This window comes from Nakamurella deserti (genome assembly GCF_003260015.1).
GTDB classification, from domain to species: domain Bacteria; phylum Actinomycetota; class Actinomycetes; order Mycobacteriales; family Nakamurellaceae; genus Nakamurella; species Nakamurella deserti.
Genome location: NZ_QCXS01000002.1, coordinates 1,838,100 through 1,851,100, shown reverse-complemented (window position 1 = coordinate 1,851,100; position 13,001 = coordinate 1,838,100). Strand labels below are relative to the sequence as shown.

Genomic DNA, 13,001 nt, shown 5'->3' with positions numbered 1-13,001 from the left:
ACGGGGTGCCGGTCGGCCCGTAAGGTTGCCCGCATGTCTGCAGACCGCATCCGGGTGGCCGTCGTCTTCGGAGGTCGCAGCGGCGAACACGCCATCTCCTGCGTGAGCGCGGGAAGCGTGCTGGCGCACCTGGATCCGGAGCGGTTCGAGGCCGTCCCGATCGGCATCACCCCGGCCGGCAGCTGGGTGCAGGTGCCCGCGGGGACGCCGCTGGCCATCACCGACAGCGCGCTGCCCGCGGTGCCCGACGGTGCGCACCTGGTGCTGTCGGTCGATCCGGCGCGGCACGCGCTGCTGCCGGTGCGTGACCGGGGCGCCGACGACGGGACGGCGGCCCTGGACGTCGACGTCGTGTTCCCGGTCCTGCACGGCCCCTACGGTGAGGACGGCACCATCCAGGGTCTGCTGGAACTGGCCGCGGTGCCCTACGTCGGAGCGGGTGTGCTGGCCAGTGCGGCCGGGATGGACAAGGAGTTCACCAAGAAGCTGCTCGCCGCCGAGGGTCTGCCGGTCGGGACCTGGGTGGTGCTGCGCAGTGGCCGCTCGACGCTGACCGTCGAGGAGAAGGAGCGGCTGGGGCTGCCCGTCTTCGTCAAGCCCGCCCGCGCCGGCTCGAGCCTGGGGGTCAGCCGGGTCGACGACTGGGCCGACCTGGACGAGGCGATCGCGGCGGCCCGGTTGGCCGACCCCAAGGTGCTCGTCGAGTCGGCGGTCATCGGCCGGGAGATCGAGTGCGGTGTGCTCGAGCACCCCGACGGCCGTCTGCAGGCGTCGGCCACCGCCGAGATCCACCTCGGCGCGGACTTCTCCTTCTACGACTTCACCGCCAAGTACCTCGACGACGCGGCCACCTTCGACATCCCCGCCGTGCTGTCCGACGAGGTCACCGCGACCATCCGGGACTACGCGATCCGGGCGTTCACCGCGCTGGACGCGCAGGGACTGGCCCGCGTCGACTTCTTCGTCACCGCCGAGGGCGAGGTGTCGATCAACGAGGTGAACACGATGCCGGGGTTCACGCCCATCTCGATGTACCCCCGGATGTTCGCCGCCGACGGTGTCAGCTACCCCGAGCTGCTCAGCGTGCTCGTGCACACCGCCGTGGCGCGCGGTACCGGCCTGCGCTGAGTCCGGTACCGCTCAGGCCGCGGTCGGGTTGACGACGCCGTCGACGCACACCGGCCGCTCCGGCATCGCCTCCCGGACGACGTTCGACAACGCCTGCACCACACCGATTCCCACGTCGTCGGGCACGGTGAGCGCGATCCGCTGGGCACGGTCGACGGCCACGTAGGTGGTCGCGTCGTCCCCGGTCAGCGGCAGCCAGGCCACCCCGTTGAGAACCGTCAGCTGCGCCGAGCAGGTCAGTTCGGCCGGGTCGGTGATCCCGCAGCGCAACACCGCGGGCGGGCTGCCCCAGGCGGCGACGCCGGGCTCGGACACCACCAGGGTGCGTCGCGCGCGGTCGTCCAGGCTGTCGGGCAGGCGGGCGTCCAGGGCGCTGCACCCGGCCGAGGTCGACCCGGTCTGCAGGACCACGGGCACGGCGAGGGCGGCGTCCGGGTCCGGGGCGGACGCGGCGCGCACCCGGTCGGCGAGCACCACGATCACCGCGACGGCCACGATGGGCAGTGCGATGGCCAGGACCAGTCGCCAGCCGGACGGTCGGAACCGCGCTGCGGGGTCGGGCGTGCCGGTATCCGTCGCGTGGGGCGTGGACGCGTCCGGCACGGCGTCGGGCGTGGACGCGTCCGTCGTGCGGGGCGTGGACGCGTCCGGCACGGGGTCCGGCGTGCCGGTATCCGTCGCGTGGGGCGTGGACGCGTCCGACACGGCGTCGGGCGTGGACGCGTCCGTCGTGCGGGGCGTGGGCGCGTCCGGCACGGCGTCGGTGCCTGCGGTGCGGTCGGCGGGCCCGGGGGCGCCGGTGCTCAGAGGTGGACCACCGGGCAGGTCAGCGTGCGGGTGATCCCGGGCACGCCCTGCACCCGCGCGACGACCAGCTTGCCCAGGTCGTCGACGGTCTCGGACTCGGCGCGGACGATGACGTCGTAGGGGCCGGTGACGTCCTCGGCGCTGGTCACCCCGGGGAGTTCGGCGATGGCCTGAGCGACCGAGGCGGCCTGCCCGACCTCGGTCTGGATCAGGATGAATGCCTGCACCACGGTGAGCCCCTGTTTCCGCCGCACCCGCGGTGCGGCCCTGCCTGTGTGGACGCCGAGCGGCGTCATCGGGATGGTCGTCGGATCCACGGATGACGGCGGTGCCGGCGAGGGTCGTGGAAGCGACGACTCGCGGCACCGTCAGCACCCGGCACACACCTTATCGGGTTGGCGTCGGGCACCATGGAGCCTGCTCGCGGCGGCCCGGGAGTGCACCACCGGGCCGTTCCCCCTGTGCCCCGGAGGCCGCCATCACCACCCCGACCAGTCGTCCCGCCACCCCGGCTGCCGGCGCCGGCACGCCCGGAGCCGGCGAATTCGGTCTCATCGCGGCGATCACCGCGGGTCAGCAGCAGCCCCCCGGCACCCTGCTCGGCCCCGGCGACGACGCCGCCCTGGTCGCCGCACCCGACGGCCGGGTGGTCGTGAGCACCGACGTGCTGGTCGACGGGGTGCACTTCCGCAGCGACTGGGCCACCCCGGAACAGATCGGCCGGCGGGCGGCGCTGGCCTCGGTGGCCGACATCGCCGCGATGGGCGCGGTCCCGACGGCGTTCGTGGTCGGGCTGTGCGTCCCCGCCGACACCTCCGGGGACGTCGTCCTCGGCATCGGGCGGGGGCTGCACGCCGTCGCCGCCGAGATCGGCGCCGGGGTCGTCGGGGGAGACCTGACCCGATCGGAGGTGCTGACCGTCTCCGTCACCGTGCTCGGTGACCTCCGCGGAGCCCGTCCGGTGGTGCGGTCCGGGGCCCGTCCGGGTGACCTGCTCGCGCTGGCCGGCCGCGTGGGCTGGGCGGCGGCGGGCCTGGCGGTGCTGTCCCGGGGCTTCCGGTCGCCGGCGTCGATGGTCAACGCCTACCGCGAGCCGCAGCCGCCGCTGGCCGCCGGTCCGGTCGCGGCGGCCCTCGGCGCCACCGCGATGATCGACGTCTCCGACGGGCTCGTCGCCGACGTCGGTCACATCGCCGAAGCCTCCGGGGTGGCCATCGACATCCGTTCCACCGCGCTGGATCTCAACCCCCGGTTGGTCGAGGTCGCGGCCGCGTTGGGCAAGGACCCGCTGACCTGGGTGCTCACCGGCGGGGACGATCACGCGCTGGTGGCGACCTTCCCGGCGGACACCGCGCTGCCCGCCCCCTGGGAGCCCATCGGCCGTGTCGGGGAGGGCTCCGGGGTCACCGTGGACGGCTCGGCCTACGAGGGTGCCGGCGGCTGGGACCACTTCCGGTGACCGCGGCCGCGCTGCCCGACACCATGGACGCCGGCTGGGCCGCCGCACTCGCCCCGGTGGCCGACCGGCTGCACGGGATGGGCGAGTTCCTCCGCGCCGAGGTGGCGGCGGGACGCACCTACCTGCCCGCGGCGCCGCAGATCCTGCGGGCGTTCGAGCGCCCGCTGGCCGGGGTCCGTGTGCTCGTCGTCGGACAGGACCCGTACCCGACACCCGGTCATCCGGTCGGACTGTCGTTCTCCGTCGAGCGCTCCGTCCGGCCTGTTCCGCGGTCGCTGGCCAACATCTACACCGAGCTGGCGTCCGACCTGGACATCCCGCCGGCGCCGCACGGCGACCTCGGTGCGTGGTCGGACCAGGGGGTGCTGCTGCTGAACCGGGTGCTGACCGTGCGACCCGGCGAACCGGCGTCGCACCGCGGCAAGGGGTGGGAGGCGTTCACCGAGGCGGCGATCCGGGCGCTGGTCGACCGCGGCGGCCCACTGGTGGCGATCCTCTGGGGCAAGGACGCCCAGAGCCTGATCCCGATGCTCCGGTCGGTGCCGCACCTGAAGAGCGTGCATCCGTCGCCGTTGTCCGCCGCGCGCGGCTTCTTCGGCTCCCGGCCGTTCTCGCGGGCCAACGAGCTGCTCGTCGGGATGGGCGCCGACCCGGTGGACTGGCGCCTGCACTGACACCGTGGCCCGGTCGTGCACCGAGGCGTCAGTCGACGGCGACGACGTCCGGCGCGGCGGGGGAGCCGGCGTCGGACGCCGCGTCGCCGAGGTCCGCTGCGGCGACGACGTCGTCCTCGACGGCGGCGGCGCGGTCCTCCCCGACCGTGAGGGCCGCCTGGATCAGCGGGAGCACCAGGACCGCGCCGGCGGCGGCCGCCGAAGAGGTCTCCAGAGCCGCGACGACCGGCAGCCCGAGCATGTCCTGCAGACGCCGGCCGGGACGGTCGGGGGCCTGACCCGCGGCGATGAGCCAGGCGTCGGCGCCGGGCGCGAGCCGGTGCGCGAGCACCGCGGCGATCGTCGCCGGCAGCCCGTCCAGCAGGACCGGGGTCCGGCGGACCGCGGCCTGGGCGACGAGTCCGGCCAACGCACCGAGCTCGGCCCCGCCGACCGCGGCGATCAGCGACACCACGTCGCGGTCGCGGTCCCGTAGCCGGAACAGGGTGTCCCGGAGGTCCGTGACCGCCGCCCCCCAGGTCACCGGATCGGTGTCCGGCACCGTCACCGCGGCCACGGGCTCCAGCCCGGTCAGCACCGCGGTGAGCACGCCGAGGGCGGTCCCGTGGTCGCCGCCGGCCAGACCGGGTACGACGAGATCGGCACCGGCGTCGATCTCGGCGTCGGCGAGGCGGCGACCGCGGTCCACCGCGGCGACGGCGGCGGCCGGCGGCAGCGCGTCCCGGGGATCGGCCGCGGCGCCGGCCCCGCCGGCCCTGCCGTTCGCGGCCGGCTCGTCGTCGCCGGCGTCGGAGGGGTCGACGTCGGCGGTGCGGTGCGGGTCCAGCCGGGTCACCCCGATCCCGTACAGCGCGGCGAGGGACGTCGTCGCCAGGACGTCGGCCGTCGTGGTGTCCTCCGGGCCGACCAGCACCACCCGGGGGCGGCGGAAGGGTCCGGTGGCGTCCTGGCGCGCGCCGCACCACGCGGCCACCATCACCAGTCGGCCCAGCGCGGGATCCGCCAGCGGCGTCGCCGCGTCGGGACCGACCCGGGGCGCGTCGATCTCGGCGAACGGCGTCAGTTCGGTGCTCACTCGGCCTCCTCTTCCGCGGCCACGCTACCGGGACGGTGGTGGCGCCCTGGTCCTGGAGGCGTTCCGGCGATCGCCCTGCCGTGCGGCCCGGAACGGGGGCATGCTGGACGGTGGGCGGCGCGGCCCGCTCAACCGGCGTCGGCGCACCGCCCGTTCCGATCCGCAGGGTCCGGGCGATCCCCGGGCACCGACGAGGCAGGGGTGCCGATGACCGACTTCACCGAGACCGCCGAGCACGCCGAGCTGAGGGCGGTCGTGCACCAGATCGCCGCCCGTTACGGCGGAGCGGACTACGCCGACCACGGCCGCCGCGGTGATCCGCAGGAGGCGCTGTGGAAGGAGCTGGCCGACAACGGCTTCATCGGCATCAACGTGCCGACCGAGTACGGCGGTGGCGGGGCGGGGATGACCGAACTGGCCATCGTGGCAGAGGAGGCCGCGGCCGCCGGGTCGCCGTTGCTGCTGTTGCTGGTCTCCGGCGCGATCGCCGTCGAGGTGCTGAAGCGGCACGGATCCGCCGAGCAGCGCCGGACCTGGCTGACCCGGCTCGCCGACGGGCACACGGTGGTCGCCTTCGCCATCACCGAACCGGACGCCGGCTCCAACTCCCACCGGGTCGCCACGGTCGCGCGCCGGGACGGTGACGACTGGGTGATCAATGGCTCGAAGTACTACATCTCCGGCATCGACGGCGCGGCTGCGGTGATCACGGTGGCCCGCACCGGGGTCGACGAGCAGACCGGCAAGGCGCGGCTGGCGATGTTCCTGGTACCCACCGACGCGGCCGGGTTGAGCTGGCAGCGCATCGACATGGCCGCCCAGATCCCGGACCGGCAGTTCACCGTGTTCTACGACGACGTACGGGTTCCGGCGACCGCGATGATCGGCACCCCGGAGTCGGGGACCCGGCCGCTGTTCGACGGCCTCAACCCCGAGCGGATCGCCGCGGCGGCGCTGTGCGTGGGGCTCGGACGGTACGCCCTCGAGCGGGCCGCCGACTACGCCCGGACCCGCACGGTGTGGGACGGCGCGCCGATCGGCGCCCACCAGGGGGTGTCGCACCCGCTGGCCCGCGCCCGCATCGGTCTGGACCTCGCCCAGCTGATGATGACCAAGGCCGCCTGGTTGCACGACGACGGGCGGCCCGCCGCGATCGAGTCCAACGAGGCCAAGTACGCCGCCGCCGAGGCCGCCGCGGCCGCTGTCGACGCCGCGATCCAGACCCACGGCGGCAACGGCCTCACCGTCGAGTACGGCCTGATGCCGCTGTACGGTATGGCCCGGTTGCTGCGGATCGCCCCGGTCAACGCGGAGATGCTGCTCAACTACGTGGCCCAGCACAGCCTGAAGTTGCCGCGCTCCTACTGAGCAGGACTCCGTGACGGGCGCGCCGGACCCGACAGGAGCCCTCCCGTGCCCGACACCCTCCGTGACGCGTTCCTCCTCGCCGCCGGCACGGCCGCGCGATTGCTCGCCGAACCCGCGGTCGCCCGGCACTGGGCCGAGCCCAGTGCGCTGCCCGCCTACCGGGTCTCCGGGCTGGCCGGGCACCTGGGGCTGCAGGTGCGCTACGTGTCGCAGTTGCTGGAGGCGCCGGCACCGGCGGGTCCGGTCGAGACGCTGGACGACCACTACGCCGCCGCGGCCTGGATCGGTGCCGCCGTCGACGACGAGCCGAACGTGTTCGCCCGCGAGAGCGGTGAGCGCCACGCCCAGCAGGGGCCGGCCACGCTGGCGGCCGACGTGGCGGCCCTGGCCGGTGGCCTCGGAGCGGCGTTCGCCGCGGCGCCCGCCGACCGGACGGTGCGGCTGCCCTGGGCGGACCGGGTGCTCACGCTGGACGACTTCCTGCTGACCCGGATGATGGAGATCGTCGTCCACGTCGACGACCTCGCGGTCAGCGTCGGGGTGCCGACCCCGGCGTCGCCGGCCGAGGTCACCGAGCCGGTGATCGGGCTGCTGACCCGGCTGGCCGTCCGCCGGCACGGGGCGCTGCCGCTGGTCCGGGCGCTCAGCCGGGCCGAGCGGGCACCGGACACCGTCGCCGCGTTCTGACCGCGGTCCGGGCCGGTCCCCGCCGTCGGATCCGTCCCGACGTCACTGTCGGTGGGCCGTCGTAGGTTCGTCGCGACACCGGTGGAACGGACCACCGGACCGCCCCTGGGAGGTCCCGTGCACTACGGCATCATCCTGACCTGCGGCGACGCCGCCGACGTGGCCGAACTCGCCGAGGCCGCCGAGGACGCCGGCTGGGACGCGGTGTTCGGCTGGGAGCCGGTGTTCGGCGTCCACGCCTGGATCGCGCTGACCGCCGCCGCCATGCGGACGTCCACCCTCCGGCTCGGCACCATGCTCACGCCGTTGCCCCGCTGGAAACCGTGGGACCTGGCATCGGTCACCGGCACCCTCGACCGGCTGTCCGGCGGCCGGGTCATCCTGGGCGTCGGGCTCGGGGCGGTGATGCAGCACTGGACTGCCTTCGAACCCGACCAGGGACGGGCCGTGCGGGCCGAGCTGATGGACGAGGGCCTCGACGTGCTGTTCGGCCTGTGGGGCGGTCAGCCGTTCAGCTACGAGGGGAAGCACTACACCGTCCGCCCGCCGGAGGCGATGGTGCCGCCTCCGATCGTCTCCCGACCGCGCATCCCCACCTGGTGCGTGGGTCTGGCCGGCGCCCGCAAGTCGATGCGGCGCGCCGCCCGGTGCGACGGGCTGCTGCCGAACTTCCCGGGCGACGGCGGTCCGGGCGAGGCCCGGCAGGACTACGCCCGGTGGGCGGCGGTGACCGACGAGGTGCTGTCGCTCCGCGCGGAGCTGGGGCTGACCGGCCCCTACGACATCGTGGCCGAAGGCACCGCCGACCTCCGCGACCGCGACCGGACCGTCGAGGAGGCGGCCCGGTACGCCGAGGTGGGGGCGACGTGGTGGCTCGACGCCGACTGGGCGGCCGCTCCCACCGACGACCCGGTCGCCGCACTGCGGGAGCGGGTGCTGGCCGGCCCGCCCCGGTGAGGGGTCCGCGTCGCGCCGGGTCCGTCCGCTCTCGGCGCAGCGCGCGGAGCCGCCGCCGGGCGGGGGGCGCGCGGCGGCCACCTAAACTGGCCGGGTGACTGCCTCCGCCGCTGCAACCCCTGATCTGCCCAGCCAGTACGACCCGGCGGCCGTCGAGGTGGCCACCTACCAGCGTTGGGAGGCGGCCGGCTACTTCACCGCCGACCCCGCGCGGGTGCTGTCGGGGGAGAAGAAGCCGTTCTCGATCGTGCTGCCGCCGCCGAACGTCACCGGCAGCCTGCACATCGGCCACGCCCTCGACCACACCATCATGGACATCCTCAGCCGATGGCACCGGATGAGCGGCGACGAGACGCTGTGGCTGCCCGGCATGGACCACGCCGGCATCGCCACCCAGAACGTCGTCGAGAAGAAGCTGGCCGTCGACGGCAAGACCCGGCACGACATCGGGCGCGAGCAGTTCGTGCAGAAGGTGTGGGACTGGAAGGCCGAGTCCGGCGGGATGATCCTGGGCCAGATGCGGCGGCTGGGTGACTCCGTCGACTGGTCCCGCGAGCGGTTCACCCTGGACGACGGGCTGTCACGGGCCGTCACCACCATCTTCAAGCGGCTCTACGACGACGGCCTGATCTACCGGGCCAACCGCATCACCCACTGGTGCCCCGGCTGTCAGACCGCACTGAGCGACATCGAGGTGGAGCACTCCGAGGACGCCGGCGAACTGGTGTCGCTGCGGTACGGGGACGGCGACCGCAGTGTCGTCGTCGCGACCACCCGCGTCGAGACCATGCTCGGCGACACGGCCATCGCCGTGCACCCGGACGACGAGCGCTACCGCCACCTCGTCGGCACCACCGTCACCCTGCCCATCGTCGGCCGGGAGATCCCCGTCGTCGCCGACGACCACGTCGACCCGTCGTTCGGCACCGGCGCCGTCAAGGTCACCCCGGCGCACGATCCCAACGACTTCGAGATCGGCCGCCGCCACGATCTGCCGGCCGTCACGATCCTGGACCTGACCGCGCACATCACCGGCACCGGTACCGCCTTCGACGGCATGGACCGCTTCGAGGCCCGCGCCGCGGTGAAGGAGGAGCTGCGCCGTCAAGGCCGGGTGGTGGCCGAGAAGATCCCGTACCTGCACGCGGTCGGGCACTGCTCCCGCTCCGACGACGTCGTCGAGCCGCGGCTGTCGGTGCAGTGGTTCGTCAAGGTCGGCCCGCTCGCGACCGCCGCCGGCGACGCCGTCCGGGACGGCCGCACGAGGATCCACCCGCCGGAGCTCGCCGCCCGGTACTTCGAGTGGGTCGACAACATGCACGACTGGACGATCTCGCGCCAGCTCTGGTGGGGTCACCGCATCCCGGTCTGGTACGGCCCCGACGGTGAGGTCCGTTGCGTCGGGCCGGACGAGACGCCGCCGGGCGCGGGCTGGACCCAGGACCCGGACGTGCTGGACACCTGGTTCTCCTCGGGTCTGTGGCCGTTCTCCACCATGGGCTGGCCGGACGAGACGGAGACCCTCAAGGCGTTCTACCCGACGTCGGTGCTGGTCACCGGTTACGACATCCTGTTCTTCTGGGTCGCCCGGATGATGATGCTGGGCCTCTACGCGATGAAGGACGCCGAGGGCAATCCCGCGGCTCCCTTCGACGTCGTGGCGCTGCACGGCATGGTCCGTGACGAGCGCGGTCGCAAGATGAGCAAGTCACGCGGCAACGTCATCGACCCGATGGCCTGGATCGAGGAGTACGGCGCCGACGCGGTGCGGCTGACGCTGGCCCGCGGCGCCAACCCGGGCGCGGACCTGGCCACTTCGGCGGACTGGGTCGCCGGATCGCGGAACTTCTGCTCCAAGCTGTTCAACGCGACCCGGTTCGCGCTGATGACCGGCGCCCGCGTGCCGACCGCCCCGATCGACCGGGAGTCCCTCGAGGACGTCGACGCGTGGATCCTGGACCGGCTCGGCGAGACGGTGTCCGCCACCACCGACCTGCTCGCCGACTTCCAGATCGCCAAGGCTGCCGAGGGCCTCTACCACTTCGTGTGGGACGAGCTCTGTGACTGGTACCTGGAGTTCGCCAAGGACGCCATCTACGGCGCCCCGGAGCGGGCGGAGAAGACCCGCGAGGTGCTGGGCCACGCGCTGGACACGGTGCTGCGGTTGCTGCACCCGTTCGTCCCGTTCGTCACCGAGACGCTCTGGACCTCGCTGACCGGAGGTGAGTCGCTGGTCATCGCCGACTGGCCGACCGTGGCCCCGGTCGCCGACCCGGAGACGGTCGCGCGCACGGCCCGCCGCGTCGCCGACGCCCAGCAGTTCGTCACCGAGGTCCGCCGCTTCCGGGCCGACCAGGGGCTGAAGCCGTCCGCCAAGGTCCCCGCGGTCATCACCGGACTGGAGGCCGCCGATCTCGCCCCGCTGGAGCAGGTCATCCGGTCGGTGGCGCGGCTCGCCGCCCCCGGCGACGACTTCACCGCCTCGGTGAGCGTGCAGGTGGGTCTGGGGATCCGCTCGGCGGGTGTGGAACTGGACACCTCGGGGACGGTCGACGTGGCCGCCGAGAAGGCCCGGCTCGCCAAGGACCTCGCCGCCGCCGAGAAGGAGGTAGGTGAGGCGTCGACGAAGCTCGGCAACGAGGCGTTCGTCGGCAAGGCGCCGGTGGCGGTGGTGGACAAGATCCGCGACCGGCTGGCCCGCGCCGAGGCCGACATCGAACGCATCACCGCCCGGCTGCAGACGCTGGACGGTGCCCGATGAGCGACCGCGGGCCGCACGACGACGACCGGGACGACGCCTGGCGCGAGGGCGACGACGGCCAGGAGCCGGCCGCCGCCGACGACGCCATGTGGGAGGACTTCGACGCGACCGGACCCAGCCGGTCCGAGCTGGCCGCGGCCGCCCGCGAGGCCATCACCGAACCCGACCCCACCGGTGAGATCGCCGGTGCCACCGCCGATCTCGACGATCAGACCGATCAACTGACCGACGCCGACGGCGGCCTGACCCTGGACGGGGTCGAGGACCTGCTGAACCGGCGCTGGCCGGAGAAGACGATCGACCCGACGCTGGACCGCATCGCGGCCCTCGTCGACGCCCTCGGCCACCCCGAGGCGGCGTACCCGGTGATCCAGGTCGCCGGCACCAACGGCAAGACCTCGACCGCCCGGATGATCGACGCCCTGCTCACCCGCATCGGGATGCGCACCGGCCGGTTCACCTCGCCGCACCTGCAGTCGGTCACCGAACGCATCAGCATCGACGGCGCCCCGGTGAGCCCGGACGCCTACGTCCGGGCGTACGGCGACGTGGCGCCGTTCGTCGACCTGGTGGACGCCGCGCAGCAGGCGGCGGGCGGCGTCGCGCTGAGCAAGTTCGAGGTGCTGACCGCGATGGCCTACGCGGCCTTCGCCGACGCCCCGGTCGACGTCGGGGTCATCGAGGTCGGCCTGGGTGGCCGGTGGGACTCCACCAACGTCGCCACCGCCCAGGTTGCCGCCATCACCCCGATCGGGCTGGACCACACCGAGTACCTCGGCGACACCATCGCCGCGATCGCCGCCGAGAAGGCCGGCATCATCAAGGACGGGGCGACCGTCGTCATCGGTGCCCAGCCGCCCGAGGCGATGAAGGTGATCCTGGCCCGCGCGCTGGAGGTCGACGCCACCATCGCCCGCTACGGCAGCGAGTTCGCGGTGCTCGGCCGCCGCGTCGCCGTCGGCGGGCAGCGGCTGTCGCTGCAGGGTCTGGGCGGGGTGTACGACGACATCTTCCTGCCGCTGCACGGCCCGCACCAGGCCGAGAACGCCGCGCTCGCGCTCGCCGCCGTCGAGGCGTTCTTCGGCGCCGGCCGGGACAAGCAGCTCGACGTCACCGCCGTACAGGACGCCTTCGCCGCCGTCGCCTCCCCGGGCCGGTTGGAGCGGATCGGCACCACGCCGACGATCCTGGTCGACGCCGCGCACAACCCGCACGGTGCCACGGCGCTGGCCACCGCGCTGGCCGACGAGTTCGCGTTCTCGCACCTCGTCGGCGTGGTCGCCGTGATGGCCGACAAGGACGCCGCCGGCATCCTCACCGCCCTGGCCGACACCTTCGACGAGGTCGTCGTGACCGAGAACTCCTCGCCCCGGACGATGCCCGTCGCCGACCTCACCGAGCTCGCCACCGGCGTCTTCGGCGAGGAGAAGGTGCACGTCGCGGCGACGCTGCCGGCGGCACTGAACCTGGCCCGGGAACTCGCCGCGGCCCGCTCGGGATCCGACGACGACCAGGTCGGGCCGGGAGCCGGGGTGCTCGTCACCGGCTCGGTGGTGACCGCCGGCGATGTCCGTGAACTCGTCGGGCGGGTGCCGCAGTGATCGATCCGGACGCCGCCGACAAGCCGCCGCGCCGCGCCGACCCCGAGCGCGGCTTCCGCGGGGTGATGTCGGGGGCGCTGCTGCTGCAGAGCATCACCGTGCTGCTGGGGCTGCCGGTCGCCTCCAGCGGCCGTGACCTCGCACCCTGGGAACTCATCGTCATCCTCGGTCTGGCGTTCGCGCTGATCGCGTCGTGCGCGTTCGTCACGAAGCCGTGGATCGTCCCGGTGATCATCGGGCTGCAGGTCGTCGCCGTGCTGTGCTGGTTCATCACCGGTGCCCTCGGCATCATGGGCGTCATCTTCGCGATCGCGTGGTGGACGCTGCTGCACTTCCGCAACGAATACCGGCGGCGCGCCGCGGCCGGGGTGCTCCCCAGCCAGCAGCAGCAGCCGCCGCCTCCGGGGCCCGCCGCCGTCTGACGGGAGGGCCCCTTCCGGCCCGGTTGGTATGTTCACTCGCCGGAGCCCCGCCGCACGGCCGG

The 13,001-nt window shown here is 73.9% G+C and carries 12 protein-coding genes; 9 read left to right on the top strand and 3 right to left on the bottom strand.

All coding sequences use genetic code 11. From position 1 onward, the window contains the following. Window positions 1-33 precede the first annotated feature (33 nt). Window positions 34-1,128, top strand: coding sequence for a D-alanine--D-alanine ligase family protein (locus DB033_RS08435; RefSeq protein WP_111766286.1), 1,095 nt, complete (start codon window positions 34-36; stop codon window positions 1,126-1,128). A 12-nt stretch (window positions 1,129-1,140) separates the two neighbouring features. On the opposite strand, the gene DB033_RS08430 is transcribed toward DB033_RS08435, so the two are convergent. Further along, window positions 1,141-1,782 carry a DUF3515 domain-containing protein gene (locus DB033_RS08430; RefSeq protein WP_157970580.1) on the bottom strand — a complete coding sequence of 214 codons (642 nt, stop codon included), beginning with the start codon at window positions 1,780-1,782 and terminating at the stop codon, window positions 1,141-1,143. A gap of 149 nt (window positions 1,783-1,931) precedes the next feature. Further along, window positions 1,932-2,165: an Lrp/AsnC family transcriptional regulator gene (locus DB033_RS08425; RefSeq protein ID WP_111767344.1), complete on the bottom strand. Its 234-nt coding sequence runs from the start codon at window positions 2,163-2,165 to the stop codon at window positions 1,932-1,934. A gap of 89 nt (window positions 2,166-2,254) precedes the next feature. Here DB033_RS08425 and DB033_RS21100 point away from each other — a divergent pair, with 89 nt between their 5' ends. Continuing rightward, on the top strand, window positions 2,255-3,394 hold the full coding sequence (locus DB033_RS21100) for a thiamine-phosphate kinase (protein ID WP_111766285.1): 1,140 nt from the start codon (window positions 2,255-2,257) through the stop codon (window positions 3,392-3,394). Then, complete coding sequence (locus DB033_RS08415; protein ID WP_205843724.1) at window positions 3,391-4,068, top strand: uracil-DNA glycosylase; 678 nt, start codon at window positions 3,391-3,393, stop codon at window positions 4,066-4,068. Before DB033_RS21100 ends, DB033_RS08415 begins: the two co-directional genes overlap by 4 nt. Window positions 4,069-4,096: 28 nt before the next feature. On the opposite strand, the gene DB033_RS08410 is transcribed toward DB033_RS08415, so the two are convergent. Beyond that, on the bottom strand, window positions 4,097-5,143 hold the full coding sequence (locus DB033_RS08410; RefSeq protein WP_111766284.1) for a nicotinate-nucleotide--dimethylbenzimidazole phosphoribosyltransferase: 1,047 nt from the start codon (window positions 5,141-5,143) through the stop codon (window positions 4,097-4,099). A 207-nt stretch (window positions 5,144-5,350) separates the two neighbouring features. On the opposite strand from DB033_RS08410, the gene DB033_RS08405 reads away from it, so the two are divergent. The 6 genes from DB033_RS08405 (at window position 5,351) to DB033_RS08380 (ending at window position 12,939) form a co-directional block, all read left to right on the top strand. Beyond that, a complete protein-coding gene (locus tag DB033_RS08405) occupies window positions 5,351-6,511 on the top strand; it encodes an acyl-CoA dehydrogenase family protein (protein WP_111767342.1) in 1,161 nt (386 codons plus the stop codon). Between the two features lie 45 nt (window positions 6,512-6,556). Continuing rightward, the gene (locus DB033_RS08400; RefSeq protein WP_111766283.1) at window positions 6,557-7,198 is read left to right on the top strand and encodes a maleylpyruvate isomerase N-terminal domain-containing protein; all 642 of its coding nucleotides are present in this window, start codon (window positions 6,557-6,559) and stop codon (window positions 7,196-7,198) included. Between the two features lie 117 nt (window positions 7,199-7,315). Continuing rightward, window positions 7,316-8,155 (top strand): LLM class flavin-dependent oxidoreductase, encoded by an 840-nt coding sequence (locus tag DB033_RS08395; RefSeq protein ID WP_111766282.1) that lies wholly within the window; start codon window positions 7,316-7,318, stop codon window positions 8,153-8,155. Between the two features lie 94 nt (window positions 8,156-8,249). Further along, window positions 8,250-10,916, top strand: coding sequence for a valine--tRNA ligase (locus DB033_RS08390; RefSeq protein ID WP_111766281.1), 2,667 nt, complete (start codon window positions 8,250-8,252; stop codon window positions 10,914-10,916). Beyond that, a complete protein-coding gene (locus DB033_RS08385) occupies window positions 10,913-12,517 on the top strand; it encodes a bifunctional folylpolyglutamate synthase/dihydrofolate synthase (protein WP_276309199.1) in 1,605 nt (534 codons plus the stop codon). Before DB033_RS08390 ends, DB033_RS08385 begins: the two co-directional genes overlap by 4 nt. Next, window positions 12,514-12,939, top strand: coding sequence for a DUF4233 domain-containing protein (locus DB033_RS08380; RefSeq protein WP_111766280.1), 426 nt, complete (start codon window positions 12,514-12,516; stop codon window positions 12,937-12,939). Before DB033_RS08385 ends, DB033_RS08380 begins: the two co-directional genes overlap by 4 nt. Window positions 12,940-13,001 lie beyond the last annotated feature (62 nt).

What these genes read in the sequence shown, in the direction of transcription:
- DB033_RS08435 (WP_111766286.1), top strand. Translation starts at nt 34, where the DNA reads ATGTCTGCAGACCGCATCCGGGTGGCCGTCGTCTTCGGAGGTCGCAGC.
- DB033_RS21100 (WP_111766285.1), top strand. Translation starts at nt 2,255, where the DNA reads ATGACGGCGGTGCCGGCGAGGGTCGTGGAAGCGACGACTCGCGGCACC.
- DB033_RS08385 (WP_276309199.1), top strand. Translation starts at nt 10,913, where the DNA reads ATGAGCGACCGCGGGCCGCACGACGACGACCGGGACGACGCCTGGCGC.
- DB033_RS08405 (WP_111767342.1), top strand. Translation starts at nt 5,351, where the DNA reads ATGACCGACTTCACCGAGACCGCCGAGCACGCCGAGCTGAGGGCGGTC.